We start from the raw sequence: 26,492 nt of genomic DNA, 5'->3' as shown, positions 1-26,492 counted from the left end.
GTACCCAGAATCGCGCCCGCCCCGATGTCCAGATCGCCTTCACGGGCGTGAAGAATAGCTCCCATACCGATACACGCACCGGCGGCGATCGAGATCCGACTGCCCGGATCTGCTTGCAGGATGACTCCTGGGGCGATCGCCGCACTTTCATTCACAACTACATCGCCACTCATCAAAATCTGAAAGTTGCTACTTAATTGCAGTGGCGATAAATACATTCAACTTTTCCCTGAAATGAGCTATTTTTTTAGATAAAAGCACTTTAATTTATGGGTTTTATTGACAAAATAAAATTTAACTGCATCCATCCAATCAACGAGAATTTACTAATAGTGAAAACCTCGATCGAGACTGAATCCAGACTAAATTACGCAGGCTGAGCCTTGCGTACCTTACCGATGTAACTAACGCATCAAAACTTTTTTGCCTAAGTTTTGTTCCGGCTTTAAGATTTTCTATAAAGTTTGAGAAAATCTTAAATTTTGCCCAAAAAAACTCAATCGAGCTATCTAACTCTCTCAAACCAAACTTGAATTACAGGGTTTGTTCTCCCATCAGCCCAACGCGAGCACTTAACGGGAGAAACAAACTAATTACCAGACAAATTAAGGGCGCTGGATAATTTCTTCTAGTACGCGGCGCTTGGCTTTGGAGTCGATACCGAGCAAGCGGACATACTCGCCGCTGTGTTGTTCCAGACAGCTTTCGAGAGCAGAAATTACTTCGGATTCGCGGTTGGAGGCGATCGGCGCGCAACTACTCCAAGAACCGGTGCGGAAACGGCGCGGGTCGGCGTGTTCCGTGCCAATTTTGTAGCCTTGGGAGAGCAGGTTGCGGATTTGCTCGATCGTCTTGCCAGTCAAAATGCCGCTGCTCGCCACCGCACCCGTGTAAGCTTGTTTGAATCCCCGTGGTTTGTATTCCGACGTTCCAGTCGGCTTAGCCGATTGACCCACCGGGCCGTCGGGACGCTGAATAATTTCTTCAACCAGGCGGCGCTTAGCTTTCGGATCGATCCCGATCAAACGCACGTATTCGCCTGGGTACTGGTTCATCACAGATTCTAAAGCGGCGATCGCCTCAGATTCGTTTCTAGTTTGCAGCGAAGCCCCGCTTTGCCAAGAACTGGTACGGAAGCGGCGCGCGTCAGCGTGTTCCGTCCCCACCTTGTAACCTTGAGCTAGCAAGCCGCGAACAGTCGCCACTGTTTCGGCACTCAATTTGCCGCTGGACACATAACTGGGATTGTAGTGAGAAGCTGCTTGTGCAACTTTACCGTTAGATTTGTAAGTTTGAGTTCCGTTAGAACCGTTAGAGCCGTTGTCTCCCGGTCTTTGGACGATTTCTTCTAATACGCGGCGCTTAGCTTTGGTGTCAATCCCGATCAAGCGGACGTATTCTCCTTGATGCTGAGCCATGCAAGCTGACAAAGCCGCCATGACTTCTGAGTCGCGGGTTGAGGAAATCGGGCCGCAAGTGCGCCAAGAACCTGTACGGAAGTGTCGCGCGTCGGCGTGTTCGGCTCCCACGCTGTATCCTTGGGCTAGTAAATTGCGGATGCTATCGGCTAGAGAGGAACTTAATTGTGTGCCGGTGTGGGTAGAATAATTCATTTGAGTGATATTTGGGTTTTTAGCTTGCTCGTTGCGAATTGGTGCTAGACAGGCAATGTTGTCAGCGCAGCGATAACCGGTTCTCAGAGCATCATTGATGCCGATGACGTGGGTCGCGAATTTTACATCTGAATCTAGAACGTCTGGCAAGCGATCAGCTTGCTGCTGATTAGTGATGACGGCTCCCGAAGGTATGTACTTACCGGGGGGAATCTCCACATCTTGAATCAATACGTGCATCATGACAATGCAGCCGCTGCCCACTCTGGCATTGAACACCGTAGAGCGAAAGCCGATAAAGCAATCGTCGCCCACGTAGGCCGGGCCGTGAATTAAAGCCATGTGCGTCAGGGAAGTATTCTTACCCACCCACACTGAATAGGAGTTGTCGTCGTCTCCTTTGACTCTGCCTTGTTCTAGGCCGTGAATCACTACTCCGTCTTGAATGTTGCTACTTGCTCCGATATAAAATGGAGTGCCTTCATCAGCGCGGATAGATGTCCCGGGGGCAATCATCACATTCGAGCCGATATGCACATCCCCAATAATGTTAGAAAAGGAATGTACGTAGGCGGTTTCGTGAATTTTGGGCTCAGCCAAGTTTTTCGACCAAGGCGTCGGGGGAGCCGCAATGCGGCGGGATGCCATAAATTAAGTTCTCCTAAACTGAATTTTTTTTTGTTAGTTGTTAGTTGTTAGTTGTTAGTTGTTAGTTGTTAGTTGTTAGTTGTTAGTTGTTCACTGTCAACTGCTTTCCTGCCAACTGTCAACTGCTTTCCTGTCAACTAGCGGTACGGGTCGTCTTTTTTACTGTAAATGAGGCGGTTTTCTACATTGACAGTATCTATAATTCCTACTACCAGAGCATCGAGCGGACGGTTTTCGCTTCCGGGCGCGATCCGGGCTGCGCTGCCTCTGGTCACTAAAACCCATTCATCGATACCGGCGCCCACACAGTCAGCGGCTACCTCATATCCGGGAACTGGCGAACCTTCTTCATTGATGAATTGCAGCAGTAGAAATTTCGATCCTCTCAGCGTCGGCTCTTTTTGGGTACTGACAACTGTGCCGAGAACTTTGGCCATTTGCATTTTAGGTAATTGGTAATTGGTAATTGGTAATTGGTAACTGTCATTTTTACACTGTCACTTGTCATGCTTTTATTAGCTTTACTCAGTCCCCTGTCTTCATTTTAGAATTTTTTTTCTAATAACTAATGACCGAGCGCTGATGACTGATGACTCGCCACCGGCTAAAAAATGAATACAATTTCTAGACGATAGTGAGAGTCGATTCCAAAAATTTAGACTAGAATTAAAGCTCCCAGATTGCATCTGTGGAGTCAATTCTAAAATCTAAAATCTAAAATCTAAAATCTAAAATCGCATGACAGATTGCTAACAACCAATATCCCATGCCCGCATCAATTAAAAATTAAAAATGCTAAATCAAAAACTTTGCGCTTTTTAATTTTTAATTTTTAATTTTTAATTACCAAACGCTCCTAACAGCCGATCGATCGCCCGTCTTAAGATCTGTTGAGGGGGCGAATTCCGCTCACGCCTTCGCGGAACTGTTCTACAGCTTCGGTGTAGCGAATCGGCAGCACGTACTCCAAGTTTTCGTGAGGGCGGGCGATAATGTGGGTGGACATCACTTGTCCGCCGTTAACGCGCTTCACCGACTCTACTCCAGCGGCTACGGAAGCTTGCACTTCCGAGACATCTCCTCTTACAATGACTGTAACGCGAGCGCTACCGATTTTTTCGTACCCTACCAAGGTGACGCGGGCTGCTTTGACCATCGCGTCAGCAGCTTCCACAACTGCGGGGAAGCCTAGGGTTTCGATCATGCCAACTGCAATTGCCATTGGTTTTACTCCTGATTGAATATTTGGGGAACTAAACTGTTAATTTTTGACGTTCGCGCTGATTTTCGTCCAACTTTTGGTCAAACGAAATTTCTGTGCGCGTGGAACTTAGTAGCCTCGGAACTGTTCTACAGCTTCTGTATAACGAATCGGCAGAACGTATTCTAGGTTTTCGTGGGGGCGAGCGATGATGTGGGTAGAGACAACTTCTCCGCCGTTCACCCGCTTGACGGATTCGACTCCGGCTGCGACTGAGGCTTGGACTTCCGACACGTTGCCGCGCACAATTACGGTGACGCGGGCGCTGCCGATTTTTTCATAGCCCACGAGGGTAACGCGAGCAGCTTTAACCATAGCATCGGCAGCTTCCACAACAGCGGGAAAACCTTTTGTCTCAATCATTCCCACGGCAATTGACATTTTTGAATCTCCAATTTAAGGCTTAGCGGAATTACCGTTACAAATCTTTGATAAATCTCAAAATTTGGACGGGAAGTACCACATTATTTAGGAATGCAGTGTAAAGCTTCCTATCCTTATAGAATAGGGGAAGCTGTCCACCTTGACAATATAAACTAACATCATAATGTTTAATAACAAAAATTAAAAATTTTGATGTTACTTAAAATAATTTAATATTTATTTAATAATCTTAATATTGAGAGGAGTAGATGTGGGTGGCGATCGGAGAGTCGAGTGAGTAGAAATACTTGTAAAGTAGAGTTCGGTACGTAAAAGCAGGGCTGATGAAAGTTGGGAAAGTTGGGGATTTCAAAAGAGGGATCGCGAGCAAACAGGCACAAAAGGCGGTATAGGAAATCTGCGGGCTTTTTTTGTTTGATTGCCGATTCTGAAAAAACAGTAAATTTGTATTCAGATAATTATCATTTTTGATGGTTTCAATGTATAGTTAATTTTAGGTGAAAATTATTTTGCCACAACTATACGATCGAGTTTAGTCAAAGTTTTAGGGTGTCGGGCGATCGCCTGGAACTGCTTTTGGATCGAAGCAGCCAGTAATTTGAAGTTTAAGGAATAAATTAAATGACTGAATTTCTCCTCCAAGCCTGTTGGTGGGTTCCTTTATATGGCTTAATTGGGGCAATTTTAACTTTGCCGTGGTCTACGGGAACCGTTCGCACAACAGGGCCCAGACCCGCAGCTTACTTCAATTTGCTGATGACTGTATTGGCTTTCATCCACGGATCGGTGATTTTTAGAGCAACGTGGGACCGACCGCCCCAACAGTTGCTCGTACACTGGGTGCAAGCAGCAGATTTAGATTTGTCTTTTGCCATAGAAATCTCCACCATCAGCGTCGGAGCAATGGAGTTAGTGACAGTTCTGAGTTTGCTAGCACAAATTTACGCTCTCGGCTACATGGAAAAAGACTGGGCGCTAGCTCGATTTTTTGGGCTCCTCGGTTTTTTTGAAGCAGCAATTAGCGGCATTGCCATTAGCGACTCGCTGCTGCTAACTTACGCTTTGCTGGAAATGCTGACGCTTTCAACTTATTTGCTAGTAGGGTTTTGGTACGCTCAACCGCTGGTAGTAACGGCGGCTAGAGATGCGTTTTTAACAAAGCGTGTAGGAGACGTACCGCTGCTGATGGGAGTAGTGACACTTTCAACTTTAGCGGGAAGTTTGAATTTTTCCGATTTAGAAACATGGGCGGAAACTGCAACCTTGTCTCCTGTGGTAGCGACTCTTTTAGGGTTGGCTTTAATCGCCGCACCTACAGCCAAGTGCGCTCAATTTCCTTTCCATTTGTGGCTTGACGAGGCGATGGAAGGGCCCAACCCGGCTTCGATTATGCGGAATACGGTAGTTGTGGGTGGTGGGGCTTATGTTTTGATTAAACTTCAGCCTGTTTTGGCGCTTTCGCCCGTGACGGGTGCGGTGTTGGTGGTTTTGGGTGCGGTGACGGCGATTGGCGCTTCCTTGGTGGCGATCGCCCAAATCGACATCAAAAGAGCATTATCGCATTCTACCAGCGCTTCCTTGGGTTTAGTGTTTATCGCCGTGGGGCTCAATCAAGTTGACATTGCTTTGCTGCTGCTGTTCGCGCACTCGATCGCCAAAGGACTATTATTCATGAGCGTAGGGTCAGTGATTCTGACAACCAACACTCAAGATTTAACAGAAATGGGTGGGTTGTGGTCAAAGATGCCCGCCACGACTGCGGCTTATTTAGTAGGCGCTGCGGGGATGGTAGCGCTGCTGCCGATGGGCAACTTTTGGGCGATGCGGCGCTGGCTCAACGGTTTTTGGACGGTGCCGTTGTGGTTGGTAGTTGTATTGCTTTTGGTTAACGGTTTAACAGCGCTAAATTTAACCCGCATATTCGGTTTAGTGTTTGTGGGAAAACCGCAGCCGAAAACTCGCAGAGCTCCCGAAGTTGGTTGGCCGATGGCTTTGCCGATGGTAATTTTGACAGTATTCGCGCTGATGGTGCCTTGGATGTTGCAGCAGTGGCAACTGTTAATTAGTTGGACTGGGCCTTGGGCGGAAACTGGGGATTTTGATACTTTAAATTTGCTGTTGAAGACTCTGGAAGTTCCGCTGTTAATGTTATCTGGGTTGATAGGCGTTGCGGTTGGGGTGGCGATTTATTGGTACGGGGTTTTACCTCGACCGGTGCGGCTGCCGATGCCGGCGGTGCAGGATTTGTTTGCTTACGACTTTTATATCGATCGAGTTTACCGCTTGACTGTGGTTTTGGCCGTGGCTTCTATTGCTAAAATCAGCGCTTGGACTGACAAGTACGTGGTAGACGGGGCGGTGAATTTGTTTGGTTTTGCCACAATTTTCAGCGGTGAAGGGTTGAAGTACAGCGGCACCGGTCAGTCGCAGTTTTATGTGTTGACTATTGCGGGGGGGGTTGCTGGGTTGCTGGCGCTGATTATTTGGCAGTTTTAAACCGCAGGGGAGGGCAGATGAATTTATTCTGGGTTTGTCTGCTTTCGCTCTAGTTTTATTGAATTTTTAACCTGAGATATCAGCGGATGAACGCGGATGTTTTATTTGGGGTTTGTCTGCTTTTTTCTCTAGTTTTACTCAAATTCTATCGGCCACAATTCTGTCACCGCAACTTCCCAACCGGGCAAAAGTTCGGGAAGAGAAATCATGTCGCCGTCTCTCAACACAACTGGCTCGGCTGTCGGAGTGTAAATTGTTACTGTGCGATCGTCTGGGTCGATTAATATTCCTACTTTTGCTCCGAGTTCGATGAATGAGAGAATTTTTTCTCGGAGGGGTTTGAGGCGATCGGACTGAGATTTGATTTCTACAACTAAGTCGGGAACGAGTTCGGCAAAATACCGTTTACTTTGTTTGAGGCGATCGGCTGTCACAAACGAAACATCGGGTGCTGTAAGATTTGAATTGGGGAGAATAAACCCGCCGCTGGACTCAAACACTGGTCCGAGTTTGCGGGGTTTTACCCAGTTTAGTAAAAGTCTGACTAACTCTGCCCCAATTTCGCTCGATACAATGTCTGATGGGCCCATAATGATCATCTTCCCGTCTACCAGTTCTAATTGGTAGTCTAGCTGTGCTTCCGAGAGTATACCTTGCAGTTGTTCCAAGTCGGCAACTGTGAGGCTGGTGGAAGGAATTGCCGATCGAATTTGTAAATCTTCCCGGTCTGTGAGGCTTTTTGTAATACTGGAGGTCATCGGACAGTTCCAAATACATCTGAAGCTATGTTAACAAAAAAAATCAGTCGATCGTTTCTTTATGCAGTTAGTTTGCGTTACTGTTAAATATAGTTCTAAAAGCTGCGTAACAAGGGAAGTTTTAATTGATGCTCAGTGCTTTAATCTGGATACCAATGTTGGCGGCCGCTCTGATTGGGTTCTGGCCCGGTGCGGTGAGTTCTAAAATAGTTCGCAATACCTCTCTCGCTATTGCGAGTGTAACTTTTATTCTGTCGGTGATTTTGGCATTTCAGTTTGATGCCGGTACGAGTCAGTTGCAGTTTTCGGAATTTATTCCTTGGATCGATGCTTTGGGATTGAATTACAATCTCGGCGTTGATGGTTTGTCTCTGCCTTTGGTAATTTTAAATACTCTGCTGACAGGGGTAGCTATTTACGCTACGGATGAGTTTATCCGCAGACCTCGACTTTATTATTCTTTGATGCTGTTAATTACAGGGGGCGTAACGGGGGCTTTTTTATCTCAAAATTTGCTGCTATTTTTCCTGTTTTTTGAGATAGAATTGATTCCGCTTTACTTGTTGATTGCGATTTGGGGAGGCGAGCGCCGGGGTTATGCTGCTACTAAGTTTTTAATCTATACTGCATTTTCGGGGATTGTGCTGCTGGCTTCTTTCTTAGGGATGGTTTGGCTCAGCGGTGCTTCTAGTTTCGATCTGGTTGGTGCAGCGGGTGGATCGCATTTGCAAGGTGGATTGCCTTTACCTTTGGTGAGGCAAATTATTTTACTGGCTGGGGTGTTGCTGGCTTTTGGAATTAAGATGCCTTTAGTGCCTTTTCATACTTGGCTGCCGGATGCTCACGTAGAAGCTTCGACGCCGGTTTCGGTGTTGTTGGCGGGGGTGCTTTTGAAGTTGGGAACTTACGGGATGTTGCGCTTTGGTTTGGGTTTGTTCCCGGATGCGTGGGCGGTGGCTGCGCCTTGGTTGGCGAGTTGGGCGGTGGTTAGCGTGCTTTACGGGGCGAGTTGCGCGATCGCCCAAAAAGATATGAAAAAAATTGTAGCTTACAGTTCGATCGCTCACATGGGCTACATTTTGTTAGCTAGCGCCGCAGCCACTCCGATTAGTCTGTTGGGAACTGTTTTGCAAATGGTTAGCCACGGTTTAATTTCGGGGCTGCTATTTTTGAGTGTCGGTATTGTTTACAAAAAATCCGGCAGCCGCAACATCGACGTGCTCAAAGGTTTGTTCAATCCCGATCGCGGTTTACCGATGATTGGCAGCTTAATGATCCTCGGCGTGATGGCTAGTGCCGGTATTCCGGGGTTGGCGGGATTTATTGCTGAATTCTTGATTTTTCGGGGCAGTTTGCCAGTGTTTCCCGTGCAAACTTTGCTCTGCATGATCGGCACTGGTTTGACTTCAGTTTACTTTTTAATTATGGTTAACCGCGCCTTTTTCGGTCGCCTTTCCGATTTGGTGGTGAATTTGCCGCAAGTCCGTTGGCGCGATCGCATTCCTTCGCTGGTTTTAGCAATAATTATCGCTATCATGGGAGTGCAGCCTGGGGTTTTAGTTGGCTTGAGCGAGAAAACTGCGATCGCAATTGTATCGGCTGTACCCGCCCAAGTTAAAACGATCGCTCACAACTTGGAATAACATCTTCTCTAAGTTTGTAGTCAGGAATTTAGTTTTCTAGTGAAAGCTTTGAGTCAAGAGGTTCGTATTGAGAAATGCAATTTTTATAGCATTTTTCAATCGGATGAAATACAGCAGACGACTGTATTGAAACCTGAGAAATGCTAGATATTAACGGCAGCATCAAAAAAAACTAAACTCCTTACTACCAACCTATTTCTAATTTCTGACCAACCCTCGATAATTGATGTATCAGTGTCAAAATCCGTGTCGTGCTTTCCTTCAATAAAGGTTCAAATCAAATGACAAGTACCGTATTAAAACCATCTGCTCATCCTCTATCAGCATACATTGATATCTTGGAATCAGGCAAAGCTCTACTGCCTGAGTCCGAGGAAAACCTAGTAGAAGTTATTGGCGTTCTCAAGAGTTATGGTATAGTTCTAGATGCCTATTCTCGCAATCTGAACTACATCGCTGAAGAACAATTCTTAGTGCTTTTTCCTTTTTTTAAATATTTCAATGGAGAGGTGACACTGCCGAAATTAATCCGCTATCTGTGGCACGATCGCATAAATTTTGAGTACGCCGAATATTGCATGAGAACAATGCTTTGGCACGGTGGTGGCGGTTTGGATAGTTATTTGGATTCGCCGGAATTTAGTAGTTTGACACAAAAGGCGATCGCCACTAAATTGAAAGGCAATTTCTTGATGCAGGGACTCCACAAAGCATTTCCTGATTTTTTGCCGGAACAAGTGCGGATGCTGGCTTACTACACCGGCCTCGGTCAGTTTTGGCGGGTAATGAGCGATTTGTTTATTGATTTGTCTGATTCTTACGATCGAGGGGAAACAAAGTCTATTTCTGACGTAGTTGATTTTATCAAAGCTGGTTTAGTATCCGCAGCCAGTCTACCAATTACCTACAGCGTCAAAATTGGCACTCAAGTCTACGATATCATTCCAGCGGCCGCTAACTTGACGTTTTTAGCAGATGTAGCGATTCCCTATGTAGAGGCAGTTTTCTTTCGCGGTACGGCTTTTTTTGGTACCGTTTCATACAACGCTCAAGCACACCAAATCCCCGACAAACAAGCAGATTTTGGCTACGGGGCTTTGTTTGCCGATCCTTTACCGATTGGAGGCGCGGGAATTCCGCCTACTCAATTGATGCAAGATATGCGACATTTTTTGCCGGAGTATTTGCAAGAAGTTTATCGCACCAGTTGTCGAGGCGAAGACGATGTGCGGGTGCAAATTTGTCAGAGTTTTCAAAAGTCGATGTTTTGCGTGACGACAGCGACTATTTTGGGTTTAGCGCCTCATCCCATGAATACATCAAATCCAGAGGAAAGAAAGGCTAATCGAACTTATTTGGAAGGTTGGATGGATCGATTTAGCAATTCTCGCTTGGATTGGGTAAATCAGCCAACTAACAGGGCTTGTCAGTTGTTCCCAGAACGGTAGTCATTAGTCATTAGTCATCAGTCATTAGTCATTAGTCATCAGTCATTAGTTAACGGTTAACGGTTAACGGTTAACCGTCAACAGTCAACAGCTAACAATCCCCAATTCCCAATCCCCAATTGCCAATTCCCAATTCCCCAACTATCTAGATTCGGACTAAAAAATTCAGGCCGTGAGAGTCGGTTCCACAAGTTCCCAGCAAACCGTAAGTTTCTGCTAAATCCTTGACTAAAGCAGTTTGTTTGGGACTCGGTTTCCAAGGATTGGGATTATTGTAAGCATAGTAAGTTTCTACGCCGTCAATGCCGAAACGGGCTGCTTCTGGGATGAGTTTATCGGCGGTCGATCGATACCGGCAAGGATGTGCTAGAACTGCTAAACCTCCAGCCTCCTGAATAGCTTCAATTACCCTGGCTGCGGAATAACAAGCGTGGCCGATCGTACCTTGATCCCCTCGCAAGTAAGGTGTGAGACTCGGATGTTGCGGATCGAAGGCGTAAGCGAGAATGTGTACGTCGTTGTTGAGCAATTCAGCATTAATTTCAGCCCCTGTCCAGAGAGTTGGTGCAGCGCTAATTTTGTCGCGATGGTTTAATTTCCAATTATCCAGCCAGATTTGAGCTTGAGCGTAGCCTTTGGTGCTGTGGTGGTCGGTGATAGCTAAGCCTTTGAGGCCGATGGCTATTGCTTGTTCCATCACATTCTCTGACTGCGATCGCCCGTCGGAGTTAACTGTGTGGATGTGAAAGTTATAGAAACCCGGACAGCTATCGGCATTTATTGTCTGCAAGACTTGTTTGAGCGCCAAAACGTTTTGGGCTTCTGGTTTGATGCTAGAAGCGTTAGAGGGAGCGAGATTGACAGTCATAAGCGTTATTATAAAAAAAAACTAGCTTTGTTTAATAATATATCTAATAAATGGATATCTTGCACCTGTGGCGATCGCCATAGGTGGCCGCGGGTTTATGAGACGATCGATTTGAGGCAATTATGGTTGGTAAACCCCCCCTTATAGATTTGTTGAGAATGACACAAGATATTAATTCAATCCCGCATCTTCCCAGATGGTCAATCAAGGATTTTACCCTGAGATGGGGACAGGTTTATGAGATTATTAATTTGAGGTAATTATGGTTGGTAAAACCCGCACTTATGGGTTTGTTGACAATGACACAAAATATTAATTCAATCACACTTTAAACCTGCCGCTGCGGCTGTGGGAAATTCGATCGGCACAAAAGTAAGGCCAAATTGTTCTCTAGCACACGGAACAATATGCGCCACTCGTTTAGGAGGGTTTTTCCGATTTCCAGTCTTGGAGTCAAACTCAATTATACCCGTAGCTCCCTCGGCTTTAAAGTTGGGAGCTGCTAAGGTTTGTTGCATTCCTTCGCGGCTGGGTTCCGGCTGCATTTCTAGGGCTTTAATCAGCGTCTTGGTGGCATCGTAGGTCAAGGCAGAGCGAGTGTTGACCGGGCCTCCCCACAATTTTTCAGCGTTGACCGGAAATTTTTTGTCAAAACTGATTAACGGATGCCAAAACACAGATACGCCGAGTTTTTCTACAGACTTTAGCTGTTTTGCTAATTCTAGCGTTCTCGGTTCGTACAGCGTCCAGGGGGCGACAATCCAATTGCGATCGCCGTTAGCTTTAATCATTTCGATCGCATTTTCCAGGGAATTAGTGACTTGACCGTCGGGAATTAGAAGTAAAGCTGTTTTTGGGGTTTTCTCAACTTCTTCGATTGCAGCTTCGGCGTTAAAGTTATTTTTAGATAAGTCGTAATAATTACCGATCCTAAAACTTGTACCTCCTCGGGCTTCAAATTGTTGTTTAAATTCTTCCCACAAAGAAGCGCTGAACGGACTGTTGGGATTGTAAAAAACTGCCGCTCGTTTTTGCCCTACTTTCAATAGTTGATTTACCAAAGCTTCAGCTTCGATGCTAGTTGTCGGAGCAGTCCGAAAGAAATATTTTCGAGGTTTGCGCGTCAGTTCTTCTGTTGTGCTTCCCGGAGAAATGGCGACGAGTTGATTTCGATTGTAAATATCTACTGTTTCTACGGTCATGTCGCTGGTGTAGTGTCCGATGACTGCTAGAATATCGGGCTGAGCGACTAGATACTTAGCCCTTTGAACAGCGTAGGATTTGATATTTCCGTCATCAGCAATGATGACTTTGAGACCTTTTCCTTTAATATCTTTTGGTTCGAGAAAGCCTTGACCGGGAAAGTCTTTATTGCTGTCATTTGCAGGGAGAATACCTAAATTAACTTCGGTTTGAGCTTGAGCAATGCCTCGCAGCAGTTCTTCTGCTAAGTTGGCGTTGAGGATGCTGCCGTCTTGATTTCTGCGGATTGGCACAACAATTGCAATCGTGTAATATTCTGCATTTATTGCCTTCAGCAGAGCATTGTTGATGTAAATTAAAGTTTCTGGATCTCTGCGGTCTTCCCGCCAGGACTGTTTTAGCAATTTTAAAGCTTCGGGATAATTTGGTTCGGCAAACTCATTAATTCCCCTTTGTTTTGACCAAAGGGCGGAAGTTTGCACTAGGAGTTTTTCGCCAGAACTTACACCATCTGGGGGGGGTGCAGGCAGGGTTTGTTGCTGCCCGAATCTGGGAATCAAAAGTACGATCGCCAATACAGCGGCCAATCCTCCAACTCCGAATAGCATCGGGCGAAAGTGCGATCGATTTAACCTGCGTTTCAACTGCGGGAATTGCAGCGAATCCAAGGCTTGCAACACCTCAGCAGCAGATTGGTAGCGCTGCTGAAAGTCGAAACGCACCATTTTGTTTAAAATATTTTTGAGATCGTCGCTAACTGCTTCAGATGTTAAATAATCCCAGATATATTCGCAAGTATCGGGGTCTTGTGGCAGATTGGTGGGACGCCGCCCGGTGAGGGCTTGAATCGCGATTATTCCTACTGGATAAATATCATTGTACGGTCGGGGTTTTGACCGGGGATTGTATTGTTCGGCAGGCATATAACCATTTGTGCCGATCGCCTGCGATGTCAATATTTCACCTGTAGAGTTAGAAGTCAAAGTGCTAATTTCTTTGACAGCCCCAAAATCAATCAGGACAAGTTTATGATCTTTTTTACGCCGAATTAAGTTAGAAGGTGTAAGATCGCGGTGAATAATACTTGCTTGGTGAACACAAATTAAAATTGCTAATATTTCCCGTAATAAGGTGATTACATCTTCTAGTCTCCACTGTTTGCCTTGAGGGATCTCTTGACTTAGGGGAGTTCCTTCAATGTATTCTTGAACTAAGTAAAAATTGTCATTGTCCTCAAAGCTCGCGAACAATTCTGGAATGCGCGAATCTTTGCCCAGAGTTTGCAAAGCATTAGCTTCCCTTTGAAATCGGTTTCTGGCTTGCTTCAATACTCGCGGATTTTCGGATTCAGGAAAAGGAATTTCCTTGACAACGTACAGGGGATTTCTGGGTTTGTCTATAGCATTAGCTTTGTAGGTTATGGCAAAGCCTCCCTGTCCTAATCGATCGATGATTTTGTAGCGTCCGGCCAGTATCTCTCCGGGATTGAGACACATAAATTTTCTAGTTCCTTGTGGAGGTGCGATCGTTGATGTTGATTATAATACCAAATCTGGGTTCACTACGTTATTTATGGGAATCGGCGGTTTAAAATCATCTGCTGCACCATTCTCAAGAACGGGCTCTCCGGCCCGTTCCACAAAAATTAAATTTTCTTGTGGAACAGGCCGGACAGCCCGTTCCTACTCTCAAAACAAATAAAAATTAAATTTTCTTGTGGAACAGGCCGGACAGCCTGTTCCTACTCCAAAAACAAATAAAAATTAAATTTTCTTGTGGAACAGGCCGGACAGCCTGTTCCTACTCCAAAAACAAATTCCCAGGTTATTCCTGGGAATCATAAATATTAACAAAAATTAGTGCTGTTTTAATATATTTAATTAGCTCAAAAGCTTTCATAATCCAGCATCCCCAGTGGGAGATTTGACAGGGGAGGCCGGGGCGGGCATTTTGAGAATTGCGCCGCACCCGATCGCCTTTCGTGACCTCAAGAAAACAGTTGCGTTCATATTGGATCACCCGTTAGCCTTGGCTGCTGTTGCGAGTCTGGCTTGCCAGATCCAACAGTTGCGCCCAGCGTTTTTGGACTTGTTTGGGAGTGCATTTGAGCGCGGTGGCGATCGCCTTGTCGCTTTCTTGATTGCGCTTCATTTCTAACAGTTGCTGCATTTGGAGTGACAGCCCTGCGCGAAATTCTTCCCATTTGTCGGAAGTCATGCCCAGTTTTTGATCGACATCAGCACCCAGCCATTCGTGGACGAGTTTCCAATTTTGAGTGCGGGCAAATTTTTCGACGTGGTACTTAAACCGCTGTTGCAAGTAGTCGCGCTGGCGGGAAGACAAACCGAGCGCTCGATCGATCTCCGAAGCAGAAAGGTCTTGCAGTTTCAAAGTTAGGTAGTCCACACATTCTGGCTGATTTTGCTCTTCCAGATAAGCAATCAATTCCGCGACAACTCGATCGCGCAACACAGCATCAGCCGGATCGACAGTTTCCGAAACCATTTGTTCGCGCACTTGTTGCAGCGCCGGAGAGCGGCTGTAGATTTCCGCATCTTCTCCCTTGCCCGACTCTACAGCCATTTCAATGTCGATCGCAGTTTCGGGAGGTTGGCCCTTAGCAAATCCTTGAGCCCGAAGCACGATCAGGCGTTGGCGGTTGCGGCCGGGTAAGCCGATTTGGCGCTTGGCGTACTGTTCGGTAAAAGCCATGTACTCAGCCAATTCTAGCTGCGTGCGGGGCTGGTAGGTAACATCCACTTGGTGTTCGCGGCGGAAAGCTCGCAGAGATTCAATGTAGAAGCCTTGCAAAAAGTCTTCAATCATGTTGTAGCGAGCTTGGAAGTTCAAGTTCGATCGAAAAGAAGCGACATGGCGGTAAATCATCGCCGCCAGGTGAGAGTGGAGTTCGACGCGGCCTTGCTTGGAGCCTTGGCGGTAGAATTGCAGAGTTTTTTGCAACCGGTGTTCGGCCAAGGTGATTTGCCAAGCTTCAACTTCGCCGGAAACTTGGATGCGATCGCTTTTTTGGCAAATCCGTTCGACTTCCTTAGCAATCCGCATCGCCACCGCTCGAGCGCTGCGGCTGGGATTTTTCATTTCGGCTTCCAATTCTTGGAGGGCAAATTCAGCCAAAGCCAGAACATTGATGCTGGGAGCAGTATGGATTTCGGCGGTTTGTTCGCCCGAGGCGGCCGGAATGAAGTTGAGATCCGAAGCGGTGTTGCAGTTGACGGTGTTGACGGTGTTGGTGGCAGTTTGGACAGTCATAGCGTTTATCTTGTGGTAGCGCACAGCGTGCGAGGACATTTGTCAGAGAGCGAGGCGTCAGTTGCTGGCGTTTTCGCTTGCTGTGCTGATTCAACTCTCTATACATTGAATATAGGGAAGTAGAGATGATTGGAGTTATGTCAGTGTTCCACTCTCTCATGCAACAATTTTTGGTTGCTGAATCTGATTCTAAGCGGTGGCTGTGGGAGATTGGTTTTATTGCCCTGAAAGCCTTGTTATACAAGCATTCTGAGCTGTATTTCCGGTAGGGCGATCGCACCTCGAACAGACGGTACTCCAGGGCCGCTGAGTAGACAATTTACTAACTGGTCGTTTGAGGCGGTTTTGGGCGATCGAGATTCTGGAATCGAGAGTAGGCAGAGTGTAGCGAACTGCACTATCTCCAGAAGCTACGCCACAGCAGTTGGGAAACCCGGTTAATCTGCAAATTTGTTTGAAAAAGGCGCAAGGGATTTTTTGGAACGAACCGCGAAGACGCAAAGGACGCGAAGGAAGAGAAGTATAGAGAGGCCTGTCAAACCTATTCACCCGGATTCTCTCTCCAATACCAAAGTCACTGGCCCGTCATTCTCTATCAAGACTTGCATCTGAGCTCCAAACACGCCTGTTTCGACTTTTAAGCCACTCTGGCACAACTTCTCGACAAATTTATCATAAAAAATTTCGGCTCGTTCAGGAGCTGCCGATCGGTCAAAGGAAGGTCGCCGACCTTTGCGACAGTCCCCGTACAGCGTAAACTGACTGACCACCAGCAACTCGCCGCCGATGTCTTGTACGGACTTGTCCCAGCGGCCGCCCTCGCTGGCCGAGTCGGGAAACAAACGCAATTCCAGGCATTTGCGAGCCATCCAGTCGAGTTCTGCTTCGGTGTCGGTTTCTGCAATAGCTACAAGCAAGTTAAGTCCGCGGCCAATTTTGCCGACAATTTCACCGTTAATTTGGACTTGAGACGATTTGACTCGCTGAATGATGACTCGCATTGTAAATCGGTAATTGGCAATGGGAAATTACTGGTTCCCCGGCTAAGAGCCTGGGAACCAGTAATATTTTACTGTTAGTTTTTCCCAAAACCTTTCCCGCGATTGGGTGCAGGCATACAGAGACAGTTTTCGATTTGCGATCGCAAAGTCTCGGTATCCAAACCCTGACCGATCAGAACAAGCTGGTTTTTACGATCGCCTTTCCACTCGTCGTCGTCCATCGAAAATCGCTTGCCGCTCAAATGGAAAATGTGCCGTTTGGGACTTTCTTCAAACCACATAATCCCTTTCGCGCGAAACACGTTTGTTGGCAGTTGATTGTCTAAGAAATACTGAAATTTTCTCAGAGAAAACGGCTTGTCGCTCTGGAAAGAAATTGAAGTAAATCCGTCATTTTCTAAATGCCCGGAGTGGTCGTGATGGTCGTGATGGTCGTGATGGTCGTGATGGTCGTGATGGCTGTGGTCGTGATGGTCGTGATGGCTGTGGTCGTGATGGTCGTGATGGCTGTGGTCGTGATGGTCGTGATGGCTGTGGTCGTGATGTTCGTGATGTTCGTGACTGCTAGGACTTTCCTCAGATTGGAAATATTTGTCCGATTCAAACAACCCGACACTGAGGACTAGCGGTAGGGGAACTTGCGATTTTACCGTTCGCAAAATTCGAGCACCTTCTTTGACATCGCGAATCTTAACTTCCAACAAATCTAAATCTGCTTCTTCAACCAAATCTGTTTTGTTGAGGATAATTAGATCGCCGTAAGCTATTTGACTGTAAGCTGCTTCAGAGTTGAATAAATCTAGGCTGTAGTTAGCTGCGTCTACTACTGTCACTATCGAATCGAGACGGGTTAGATCGCGCAGTTCTGTGCTTAAAAAAGTTAGAGCAACTGGTAGGGGGTCTGCTAGTCCGGTTGTTTCTACTACTAAATAATCGAGGTTTTCTTGACGTTCTAAAACTTTGTAAACTGCATTTACCAAATCTTCATTAATTGTGCAGCAGATGCAGCCGTTGTTGAGTTCAACCATGTTGTCGTCGGTGGTGACAATCAGTTCGTTGTCGATGCCGATTTCGCCAAATTCATTGACCAAAACTGCTGTTTTCAAACCTTGCTGGTTGCTCAGGATGTGGTTGAGCAGGGTTGTTTTGCCGCTGCCAAGAAATCCTGTAATGATGGTAACGGGTAAGCCGTGTTTGGGCGCGTCCATCGCCGATTCTGTCTCGGACTGAGTTGTAGATTGCATAGCTTAACTATCAAATAATGTCGATCGCACTTTCTTTGTGTTTCTTATTGTATCTTATTTAGGACAAGCCCTCATCAACCCGGTTTCTGGCAGAATTTTTGGGTGCCGCGGCACTGCACCTACCCGTGAACCCCCAATCAACTCCAGAATGCAACGGCACTTGTTGGCTTGTCACTTGTTTTTCGGGTACATCCAGCCGCGAAAAAATTGGGGCAGACTTTCGCCAGTGCGATCGATCCATTCCCCCTGCTCTACAATAGTTTTAATTGTCAATCTGCGTAACATATTTAAATTTCAACTAAAACAGGGCGGTGGCTAAAAATAGCCACCGCCCTCAAGATAATATCGCGCTATCTAAATCTGTGCTTACGCAGGAAGCAAGACTGAATCGATGATGTGGATGACACCATTGTCAGCAGCAACATCGGGTGTAGTAACGGTAGAATCATTGATTTTGACGCCATTAGAAGCATCAATTTTAACTTCTGAGCCTTCAACTGTCTTTGCAGATTTCAGTTTGACCACATCAGCGGCCATAACTTTGCCAGAAACGACATGATAAGTCAAGATTTTTTTGAGCTTAGGAATGTCCTTAAGCAGTGATTCTACAGTACCTTCGGGAAGCTTAGCAAAAGCTTCGTCTGTAGGAGCGAAAACTGTGAAGGGCCCAGCGCCTTTGAGAGTATCTACTAAACCAGCAGCTTTGACTGCTGCAACTAGAGTTGTAAAAGAGCCTGCCGAAACGGCGGTATCAACGATATCAGCCAAGTGAGTCACCTAGGTTTTGTATTCCATAAATCAATATAACCCTAAAAAGTTAATTTAGCTACTTAATTTTTTCTTGCTCTCAATCAGATTTTCTTATGATTAATATAGCTTTTTTTTTATTTAACTATTTTCCCAAAATACCTATCTAAAGGTAGATCATATTTTTAGTAAATTACTGTATTTTTAAGAATTAATGTAATTCTAAATACATTAGGTAAAAGGCTCGCCCTAGCGCCGTGTTGAAAGTAGAATGCAGGGGCGATCGACCTTTTGACTGACGTGAGCATCTCCAGCATTGTCAAAAGCACTTTTTTGTGTTCTCGCGAACTCCCGTAGATCCGGCGGGTTATATATTTAGCAGGCGGGGACAGCACTACAAAAGCAAAACTAAGATGCTCCCGATCGGCATTTTGACTAACTTGACAAAACATTCAACATCCAGCACAGCCCTAACGCACCGCCAAAGCCAGCCACCCCAAACTTATGGCAACATTACGGCAAATCCCGATCTAAACTGTTAACAGCAATTAACTAAAAAAACGCCCACATGAGATACAAACTACTAGGTAACAGCGGACTCCGCGTTTCCGAAATCTGCCTCGTAACTATGACTTTTGGTGAAGAATGGGGTTGGGGCGGTTCCTACGAAGAAAGCCACAAAATGTTCGACGCATTTGCAGAAGCAGGTAGTAATTTCATTGATACGCCGAATCTCTACACTAACGGTACTAGCGAAAAATATGTCGGCGATTTTATCGCAGTCGATCGCGAAAAATGGGTAGTTGAAACTAAGTATAGCCTCAACATGAAAAATGGCGAAATCAATGGTTTCAGCAACCACTGCAAAAACATGGTTCAAGCAGTAGAAGCAAGTTTGAAGCGACTGCAAATTGAATACATAGATTGGCTGTGGCTGCACGCTTGGGACTTTACCACGCCAGTCGAAGAAGTAATGCGCGCCTTTGACGATTTGGTGCGCGCCGGCAAAGTTCTTTATATCGGCATTTCCGATACACCAGCTCTGCTAGCAAGTACCTGCGAGTTACGGGTAAAAATCTAAGGTGCGCCGGCAGCACTCTACTAGGTTTGTATCAAAAGTTATTTAACAGTTCAAACAAGAGTTGAGGTGAAAATGAGCTCGATAGTTAAAATTGTTTTGTCTCATGAGGTTTTGGAAAAATCTCAATTTAATAAGTTGCAGAAAGAAATAGAACGCTTAATTGAAAGCGGGGGCAAAATTATTATGCTGGATTTCTCAAAAATCAGTTTTTTGAAAAATTCTGAGTTAATGGCTGTAGTGGCGATCGTGAAATTAGTCAGAGACAGCGCTTGTATACTTTTGATATCTGCCATGAGCGAACAAGTGAGAATACTATTTGAATTAACGGGACTAGAACAAATATTTCAGTGCTTTCCGCCTGCGGAAGAAGTTGACCTCAAAAGTGACATGACTGAGCCTTTAGCAGGTTTGCAAAGCGTTGCCCGCTAGAGGAGAGGGGAGTATGTATACGCTCTGAACCGATCGACAATCCCTGCATTTTCTACTCCTAATATCTATTAAAAGCGATCGCCCACCCTAACCCAAATGTACTTCCAAACATTGCAAAAACCCGACGGTCGCCCGCTGAAACTGTACAGCCGCTACCCAATTCCCGAAGGTATAGAAGCCGTAAGTCCCAGCAATAAACCTGTAGAGGCAAACCCGCATTTTCGCTGGCATCCTTTGCGGGGGGAATGGGTTGCCTATGCCAGCCACCGTCAGGGAAGAACTTTCATGCCGCCGCCGGAATACAACCCGCTGGCTGCTACAATTAATCCTAAATTTCCGACAGAGTTGCCCCCTGGCAAATACGATGTAGCAGTGTTTGAGAACCGTTTTCCCTCGATGACTTTGCAGACCAAAAATGCACCTGCAAATATTGTGGAAACTTTGCCAGCTAACGGCGTTTGCGAAGTTGTTGTTTTTACTCAAGATCCGCTGGCTTCCCTCGGTTGTTTAGAGTTATCTCACTTGGAATTGCTGTTAGAAGTGTGGGCAGATCGCACTTCAGTTATTGGCAGCAATTCTGAAATTCAATACATCTTGCCTTTTGAAAATCGCGGGGTCGAAGTCGGAGTGACTTTGCACCATCCCCACGGTCAAATTTATGGTTATCCTTTTGTGCCTCCGGTGCCGGCGCGGATGTTAGAATGTGAGTCGGTTTACTATCAAAAAAACTATTCGGGTTTGCTGCAAGATTTGATTCAAAAAGAGATTGCTGACAAACAGCGAATTATTTATTTAGACGCAGAGGCGATCGCCTTTGTCCCCGCTTGCGCCCGCTACCCTTACGAAGTTTGGATTGCCCCGATCGCCCCTGCTGCTACATTCATCGATCTTACCGAAAAACAGCGCCAATCTCTCGCTAAAGCTCTCAAAACAGTCACTCTCAAATATGACGGTTTGTGGCACCGCCCGTTTCCTTATTTGATGGCTTGGTTTCAAGCGCCCGCCGACGGAAAACCTCATCCAGAGGCGCATTTGCACGCTGAATTTTATCCGCCCTACCGATCGGGCGATCGGCTAAAATATCTAGCAGGAACCGAACTAGCCGCCGGAATGTTTGTCAGCGATGCACTACCCGAAGAAAAAGCTAAAGAATTGCAAGCAGTAGCTGTAAATTTATGTTAATAAAATTGGTTTGTAGTAAGGAATGCAAGTCCTTCCTTTAGAGAGGTAGTAAGGACTTTAGGAAGGAAAATTTAATAACTTAAAAAATTAAGTTCCAGAAGCCTTTATCTACGGTAAGGGGCATTGCTCAATTAGTCGCATTATTTAATTTCCATTTCTTAGTCCTTCCTTTGGAGAAGACTGAAGTCCTCACTACAAACTTTGAGAGTTGTAGGGTGCGTCGCACCAGAACAATTCAGAGCATTTCACGCCAGATATCTCGTGCGACGCACCTTACACATTGGGTTGACGAAACAAACTCAACTATTCTATGGCAGCAAGCTTTTTTCTAAATGGTATAATTTCCATTCCTTAGTCCTTCCTTTGGAGAGGACTTCAGTCCTCACTACAAACTTTGGAGAGGACTGAAGTCCTCACCACAAACTTTGACAGAGGACTGAAGTCCTCACTACAAACTTTGAGAAAAAGCCGAGTGTAGAAGTAGTGGGAAGGTTGCACCGGGTACCGCTGGAAATATAGCCGATCGATCTTTGTGAATTTAATCTTGTGCATTAACACTCATTTGTAGTAAGGAATGCAAGTTTTATTAAGCTCCAAACTGTCATAAAAAACTGATTTTTTTACTATAAACCGATTGTGGTTATACATCGGCATCTTGTTTTTTAAACTCTCAATACAGGTATTTCTGGATTTTCGGGATTGGGAACTAGACGCTGATTCTTGCAATCTACCAGCAAATCTAATGTTTCTAACACAGTTTGACCGATTAGCACCATATCGTCTAAAACCATTGCCGCCTCAATCGTTTCGCGCCCTTCTATTTCAATGATCACAAGTTCAGTCAATCCTACTGTTTCTTGTCTGCCATCAGCATATTTTGCTATTTCCTGACTCCGAATTCTTAAACCGAGCTGCTCTACTACATCCGCAGGTAACGCAGTTCTGACTGCGCCACTATCTATCAGTGCTTCGGCTTCATACACGCGCAACAGATTTGGATTTAGCAATCCTCGACTCACTAACTCTTGATCAATTGCATTCGTTAGCTTGACTTTGACTCGAACTGCACCCATATTTTTATTGATTTGAATTCGATCGCGATCGAGATTTATCGTATCGCCTCTTTTGGTCTAGAAAGTTTACCTTTGATTCTAGCTGGAATCTGTAGTAAAAAACTGAGGTATCAAAATCAAAAAAACAGTTTTTTGCTCAGAATAGGCGTTATACCAATTTAATGTGAAGTTGCACATATTCCGCTCCCCCTCGCATCCCCCTTAAGAAGGGGGACTTTGATTGGACTCTTGTCCCCCCCTTAAGAAGGGGGGCGCCGGGGGGATCGAATTCTATGCAGCTTCATAAAAAATTGGTATTACAGCCCTTAAAACGGGCAAAAAACCCGGTTTGGTTTCTGAGGGCTCGTGCGTCTAAGACTCTACTTGTAAGGTGCGCCGATCGCGCCCTACAAGTAGAGTTTGTGCGATCGCGAACTAACTACTAATCTTCAGCATAGATGTAGCGATACAATTCACTCGGATCGGGTTCGGGACTCTTTTCGGCAAAATCTACCGCATCGTCAATTACTGCTTGAATCTTGTTCTCGATGTCTTTTAATTCTTCAGCAGTTGCCAAAGTTCGATCGATCAAATCAGCAGCCAACTTCTTAATCGGATCGCGGGGGAACCAATACTCCTTCTCTTCCTTAGAGCGCAACTCATCAGGATCGGCCAAAGAATGACCCCGAAAGCGATAAGTCAAAGCCTCGATCACTGTCGGCCCCTCGCCAGCCCGCGCTCGGGCGATAGCTTCCTTTGCCACTTCCCGCACGGCCAAAACATCCATCCCGTCAACCTCGACTCCAGCCATGCCAAAAGCATGAGCTTTCTTGTAAATCAAGGGGTCAGAAGTAGCTCGCTCGTGGGCCATGCCGATCGCCCATTTGTTGTTTTCTACAACATAAAGAATCGGCAACTTCCATAAAGCAGCCATATTCAAACATTCAAAAAACTGTCCGTTATTTGCAGCACCGTCCCCAAAAAAACAAGCAGTCACGCCATCGGAACTTTCATCGCCCAAAGCTTCGCGCCGATACTTCGATTGAAAAGCCGCCCCCGTAGCTACAGGAATCCCTTCAGCCACAAAAGCATAACCTCCCAACAATCGGTGTTCGGCAGAAAACATATGCATCGAACCGCCGCGGCCTTTCGAGCAACCAGTTTCCTTCCCGAACAATTCTGCCATCACCTCCCGCGCGGGTACGCCAGCGCTCAAAGCGTGAACGTGATCGCGGTAGGTGCTGCTGACGTAATCGGTGTCATCCCGACGCATAGATCGAATTACACCAGTAGACACCGCTTCCTGGCCGTTGTACAAATGGACAAAACCAAACATTTTGCCCCGGTAGTACATCTCAGCGCACTTGTCTTCAAAAAAGCGCCCCAAAACCATATCCTCGTAAAGCATCAAGCCTTCATCCCGAGAAATAGTTGTGCTTTGCGCGTCAAAAGCTGGTAAAGTCCGTTCCTGAACCATAAAAAATTAATACCCGATCGGCTTGGTAAACATCTAAATTTAAACCAACAGAGGACACAAGCGCACCAGAAAACGATCGAAGATTTTCTGCGGTGCAGTTCACCAGTTGTTAAAATCAGGTAAACAGGGGGCAAAATGCTGGGACTTGTTCAACCGACTCCGGCAGCAACCGTCCTCAAGTTGTCACTAATGCTTTTGTTACAAACCAACCTTAGCTAAGATAGGCTAATTCAGTTGCTAGCGCTTTGGGGAAGTGGACGTAGTGTTAATTCCACTAGATTACTACAGGATTTTGGGTCTACCGATTCAAGCTACTGCCGAACAGTTGCAGCAGGCTCACCGCGATCGAACTTTACAGCTTCCGCGCCGGGAGTATTCCGAAGTTGCGGTCGTCGCCCGCAAACAACTGCTCGATGAAGCCTGCGCCGTTCTGTCAGACTCAGACGGGCGCAAAGCTTACGATGCCAGTTTTTTAGCCAAAACATACGATCGAGAGTCGGAAGCTGCAATCTCCGCCAAGCAGAGGTTGAAAACCTCAGCTGGGCAGACCACAGTTTTGCAAGAGGCAGGAGAAATCGTTCCTGCAGAGTCTAAGGCATTAGACGCTGCTCCCGATCCCCACACTCCAAGTATTGAAATCGATGACAACCAATTCGTAGGAGCTCTGCTCGTACTGCAAGAACTGGGGGAATACGAACTCGTACAGAAACTGGGTCGCCCGTATCTCAACAATGGCAGCATCGCGATCGACGAAGGTCGCTTCGGCGAACCCCAGCTCGTGCGGCCAGATTTAGTTTTAACAGTAAGTCTTGCCTGTCTCGAACTCGGTCGCGAACAGTGGCAGCAAGGTCAATACCAAAATGCCGCCAAATCATTAGAAGCAGGTCAAGAATTGCTGCTGCGCGAAAGCCTATTTCCAAGCGTGAGGGGTGAAATGCAAGCCGATATATACAAACTCCGTCCGTACAACATTTTAGAATTACTGTCTCTCCCGGAAGAAAAAGCTGCCGAGCGCCGCCAGGGACTGGAAATCCTGCGAGAAATGCTCGAAGAACGGGGCGGGATCGACGGTTCGGGAGACGACCGATCGGGTTTGGGCATAGAAGACTTCCTCCGCTTTGTCCAGCAACTGCGGAAACACCTAACCAGCAGTGAGCAGCAGACCCTATTTGAAGCCGAAGCCGGTCGCCCCTCGGCAGTCGCTACTTACCTGTCGGTTTACACGCTGTTAGCCCAAGGATTTGCCACCAGAGCACCTGCGATGATCCGCCGCGCCAAGCTGATGCTGCTGCAGCTCGGCCGCCGCCAAGACGTTCACCTAGAAAAAGCGGTGTGTTCGTTGCTGCTGGGTCAAACAGAAGAAGCCAGCAGAGCTCTCGAACTCAGTTCGGAAAAAGAACCCCTGGTTTTTATTCGCGAACATTCCCAAGATTCTCCCGATTTGTTGCCCGGGCTGTGCTTGTACGCCGAACACTGGCTGCAAGAAGAAGTGTTTCCCCACTTCCGCGACTTGGCTTCGGAGTCGGTTTCGTTGAAAGATTATTTTGCAGACCCGAAAGTCCAAGCTTACTTGGAAGCTTTGCCCTCGGACGCAGAAAATGCTAACGAATGGGTGGTCGTGCAGCCCCGATCGGGCAAACCCCAAGGACGGCTGCAACCGACGGGCGATCGCCCGCCCGCACCTCCGCAGCCCCCTGCTGCTAAGCAGGGAGCCAGTGCCGTCACCTTGACCCCCGTACCGACCGACGGATCTACGCCAGCCTCCAGCCCGAAATACCAGCCAGCAGCGGCAGGAATCGGAGTGGCTGCTGCGGTCTCTCTCCCGACAGCAACGGCGGCACGCCCGACACCGCCGACTTCCACTAACCGCAGGCGCCCAAGTTCAAGCGGGCGGGGCAAAGGGACAGGTCAGGGGCTAGCAGGCGAACTTGGCACTCTTTGGCGAACCAAAGCTACACAAGTTTCGGCGCAAGTCAAGTCCATGCCTCCAAACAGGCTGGCTTTGTTGATAGTCGCAGGTGTCCTGAGTTTGTTACTCCTATGGTTAATACTGAGTCTGTTGGCGAGTGCCCTGCAAGCCATTTCGGGCCCGTCTCTGCGAGGAGAACAAGCCTCTGTCAGCCTGGAAGCACCCCCTGTGGAAATCCCGGCAGCTTCGGTGGCCCCTGAGCCAAGCGCTGCTGTGTCTGGACCAGTAACTGAGCAAGCAGCAGGACAAATAATTCAAAGCTGGCTGTCGGCGAAAGCTGCGGCTTTGGGCCCCAACCACGCTGTTGAAGAATTAAAGCAAGTTCTGACAGAACCGGCTTTGTCTCGCTGGCAATTGATGGCAGATGCTCAACAGAAAAACAACGCTTACCAGCGTTACGTACACAAGCTGGAAGTTAAAGGAGTTACGACAAATCCGACAAATCCCGATCGCGCGCAAGTAGAAGCCCAAGTAGCCGAAAAAGCTGAAGTGTTCGATCGCGATCAGCTTGTTTCTTCGCGCAATGAAAACCTGCGCGTGCGCTATGATTTGATCCGGCAAGAGGGACAGTGGCGGATTATGGATTGGCAAGTGATGAAGTAGGGAATTGGGAATTGGGAATTGGGAGTAGGGAGTAGGGAATTGGGAATTGGGAATTGGGGATTGGGAATTGGGAATTGGGAATTGGGAATTGGGAATTGGGAATTGGGAATTGGGG

Annotated in this window: 23 protein-coding genes and 1 pseudogene; 7 read left to right on the top strand and 17 right to left on the bottom strand. The window is 46.7% G+C overall.

From position 1 onward, the window contains the following. From IQ270_RS15395 to IQ270_RS15375, 5 genes and pseudogenes are all read right to left on the bottom strand, one after another. A pseudogene (locus tag IQ270_RS15395) lies at positions 1 to 218 on the bottom strand (carbon dioxide concentrating mechanism protein); the annotation flags it as partial. A gap of 387 nt (positions 219 to 605) precedes the next feature. Then, the gene (locus IQ270_RS15390) at positions 606 to 2,261 is read right to left on the bottom strand and encodes a ribulose bisphosphate carboxylase small subunit (protein WP_193974048.1); all 1,656 of its coding nucleotides are present in this window, start codon (positions 2,259 to 2,261) and stop codon (positions 606 to 608) included. A 137-nt stretch (positions 2,262 to 2,398) separates the two neighbouring features. Beyond that, positions 2,399 to 2,704, bottom strand: a complete 306-nt coding sequence (locus tag IQ270_RS15385) for a EutN/CcmL family microcompartment protein (RefSeq protein ID WP_193974047.1) — start codon at positions 2,702 to 2,704, stop codon at positions 2,399 to 2,401. A 437-nt stretch (positions 2,705 to 3,141) separates the two neighbouring features. After that, positions 3,142 to 3,483 carry a carbon dioxide-concentrating mechanism protein CcmK gene (locus IQ270_RS15380; RefSeq protein WP_006635058.1) on the bottom strand — a complete coding sequence of 114 codons (342 nt, stop codon included), beginning with the start codon at positions 3,481 to 3,483 and terminating at the stop codon, positions 3,142 to 3,144. A gap of 108 nt (positions 3,484 to 3,591) precedes the next feature. Continuing rightward, positions 3,592 to 3,903, bottom strand: a complete 312-nt coding sequence (locus IQ270_RS15375) for a carbon dioxide-concentrating mechanism protein CcmK (protein WP_006635059.1) — start codon at positions 3,901 to 3,903, stop codon at positions 3,592 to 3,594. A 624-nt stretch (positions 3,904 to 4,527) separates the two neighbouring features. Between IQ270_RS15375 and IQ270_RS15370 the strand changes: the two genes are divergently transcribed. Next, the gene (locus tag IQ270_RS15370) at positions 4,528 to 6,402 is read left to right on the top strand and encodes an NAD(P)H-quinone oxidoreductase subunit F (protein ID WP_193974046.1); all 1,875 of its coding nucleotides are present in this window, start codon (positions 4,528 to 4,530) and stop codon (positions 6,400 to 6,402) included. Between the two features lie 134 nt (positions 6,403 to 6,536). Here the strand turns inward: IQ270_RS15370 and IQ270_RS15365 are convergent, their stop codons facing one another. Next, on the bottom strand, positions 6,537 to 7,148 hold the full coding sequence (locus tag IQ270_RS15365; protein WP_339384181.1) for a Uma2 family endonuclease: 612 nt from the start codon (positions 7,146 to 7,148) through the stop codon (positions 6,537 to 6,539). 140 nt (positions 7,149 to 7,288) lie between these two features. On the opposite strand from IQ270_RS15365, the gene IQ270_RS15360 reads away from it, so the two are divergent. Together IQ270_RS15360 and IQ270_RS15355 are read left to right on the top strand one after the other, a co-directional pair. Further along, positions 7,289 to 8,803, top strand: coding sequence for an NADH-quinone oxidoreductase subunit M (locus IQ270_RS15360; protein ID WP_193974044.1), 1,515 nt, complete (start codon positions 7,289 to 7,291; stop codon positions 8,801 to 8,803). Positions 8,804 to 9,084: 281 nt separating this feature from the next. After that, positions 9,085 to 10,251: a CO2 hydration protein gene (locus IQ270_RS15355; RefSeq protein WP_193974043.1), complete on the top strand. Its 1,167-nt coding sequence runs from the start codon at positions 9,085 to 9,087 to the stop codon at positions 10,249 to 10,251. Positions 10,252 to 10,396: 145 nt separating this feature from the next. Here the strand turns inward: IQ270_RS15355 and IQ270_RS15350 are convergent, their stop codons facing one another. From IQ270_RS15350 to IQ270_RS15310, 9 genes are all read right to left on the bottom strand, one after another. Further along, the gene (locus IQ270_RS15350) at positions 10,397 to 11,119 is read right to left on the bottom strand and encodes a PHP domain-containing protein (protein WP_193974042.1); all 723 of its coding nucleotides are present in this window, start codon (positions 11,117 to 11,119) and stop codon (positions 10,397 to 10,399) included. Positions 11,120 to 11,436: 317 nt separating this feature from the next. After that, on the bottom strand, positions 11,437 to 13,818 hold the full coding sequence (locus tag IQ270_RS15345; RefSeq protein WP_193974041.1) for a bifunctional serine/threonine-protein kinase/ABC transporter substrate-binding protein: 2,382 nt from the start codon (positions 13,816 to 13,818) through the stop codon (positions 11,437 to 11,439). A 328-nt stretch (positions 13,819 to 14,146) separates the two neighbouring features. Next, positions 14,147 to 14,341, bottom strand: a complete 195-nt coding sequence (locus tag IQ270_RS15340) for a hypothetical protein (RefSeq protein WP_193974040.1) — start codon at positions 14,339 to 14,341, stop codon at positions 14,147 to 14,149. Between the two features lie 3 nt (positions 14,342 to 14,344). After that, positions 14,345 to 15,592, bottom strand: a complete 1,248-nt coding sequence (locus IQ270_RS15335) for a HetZ-related protein (RefSeq protein WP_193974039.1) — start codon at positions 15,590 to 15,592, stop codon at positions 14,345 to 14,347. Between the two features lie 216 nt (positions 15,593 to 15,808). Continuing rightward, positions 15,809 to 16,141, bottom strand: a complete 333-nt coding sequence (locus IQ270_RS15330) for a hypothetical protein (RefSeq protein ID WP_193974038.1) — start codon at positions 16,139 to 16,141, stop codon at positions 15,809 to 15,811. Then, entirely contained in the window at positions 16,138 to 16,593 is a 456-nt protein-coding gene (dtd, locus tag IQ270_RS15325; RefSeq protein ID WP_193974037.1) for a D-aminoacyl-tRNA deacylase, read from the bottom strand. The genes IQ270_RS15330 and dtd overlap by 4 nt, the downstream gene beginning before the upstream one ends. A gap of 74 nt (positions 16,594 to 16,667) precedes the next feature. After that, entirely contained in the window at positions 16,668 to 17,837 is a 1,170-nt protein-coding gene (locus IQ270_RS15320; RefSeq protein ID WP_193974036.1) for a GTP-binding protein, read from the bottom strand. 366 nt (positions 17,838 to 18,203) lie between these two features. Continuing rightward, positions 18,204 to 18,605, bottom strand: a complete 402-nt coding sequence (locus IQ270_RS15315; RefSeq protein WP_193974035.1) for a fasciclin domain-containing protein — start codon at positions 18,603 to 18,605, stop codon at positions 18,204 to 18,206. 164 nt (positions 18,606 to 18,769) lie between these two features. After that, positions 18,770 to 19,036 (bottom strand): hypothetical protein, encoded by a 267-nt coding sequence (locus IQ270_RS15310; protein ID WP_193974034.1) that lies wholly within the window; start codon positions 19,034 to 19,036, stop codon positions 18,770 to 18,772. 116 nt (positions 19,037 to 19,152) lie between these two features. Between IQ270_RS15310 and IQ270_RS15305 the strand changes: the two genes are divergently transcribed. The 3 genes from IQ270_RS15305 (at position 19,153) to galT (ending at position 21,276) form a co-directional block, all read left to right on the top strand. After that, positions 19,153 to 19,665 (top strand): aldo/keto reductase, encoded by a 513-nt coding sequence (locus tag IQ270_RS15305; protein WP_228056396.1) that lies wholly within the window; start codon positions 19,153 to 19,155, stop codon positions 19,663 to 19,665. A 72-nt stretch (positions 19,666 to 19,737) separates the two neighbouring features. Then, on the top strand, positions 19,738 to 20,094 hold the full coding sequence (locus IQ270_RS15300) for an STAS domain-containing protein (protein ID WP_193974033.1): 357 nt from the start codon (positions 19,738 to 19,740) through the stop codon (positions 20,092 to 20,094). A gap of 96 nt (positions 20,095 to 20,190) precedes the next feature. After that, a complete protein-coding gene (gene galT, locus IQ270_RS15295; RefSeq protein ID WP_193974032.1) occupies positions 20,191 to 21,276 on the top strand; it encodes a galactose-1-phosphate uridylyltransferase in 1,086 nt (361 codons plus the stop codon). A 662-nt stretch (positions 21,277 to 21,938) separates the two neighbouring features. Here the strand turns inward: galT and IQ270_RS15290 are convergent. Together IQ270_RS15290 and pdhA are read right to left on the bottom strand one after the other, a co-directional pair. Beyond that, the gene (locus IQ270_RS15290) at positions 21,939 to 22,349 is read right to left on the bottom strand and encodes a retroviral-like aspartic protease family protein (protein ID WP_193974031.1); all 411 of its coding nucleotides are present in this window, start codon (positions 22,347 to 22,349) and stop codon (positions 21,939 to 21,941) included. A 421-nt stretch (positions 22,350 to 22,770) separates the two neighbouring features. Further along, positions 22,771 to 23,805, bottom strand: coding sequence for a pyruvate dehydrogenase (acetyl-transferring) E1 component subunit alpha (pdhA, locus tag IQ270_RS15285; protein ID WP_193974030.1), 1,035 nt, complete (start codon positions 23,803 to 23,805; stop codon positions 22,771 to 22,773). A 262-nt stretch (positions 23,806 to 24,067) separates the two neighbouring features. Between pdhA and IQ270_RS15280 the strand changes: the two genes are divergently transcribed. Beyond that, entirely contained in the window at positions 24,068 to 26,377 is a 2,310-nt protein-coding gene (locus tag IQ270_RS15280; protein ID WP_193974029.1) for an IMS domain-containing protein, read from the top strand. Positions 26,378 to 26,492 lie beyond the last annotated feature (115 nt).

It is taken from the genome of Microcoleus sp. LEGE 07076, assembly GCF_015207455.1.
Classification (GTDB): domain Bacteria; phylum Cyanobacteriota; class Cyanobacteriia; order Cyanobacteriales; family Microcoleaceae; genus Microcoleus.
This window is presented reverse-complemented; position numbering and strand designations above follow the sequence as displayed.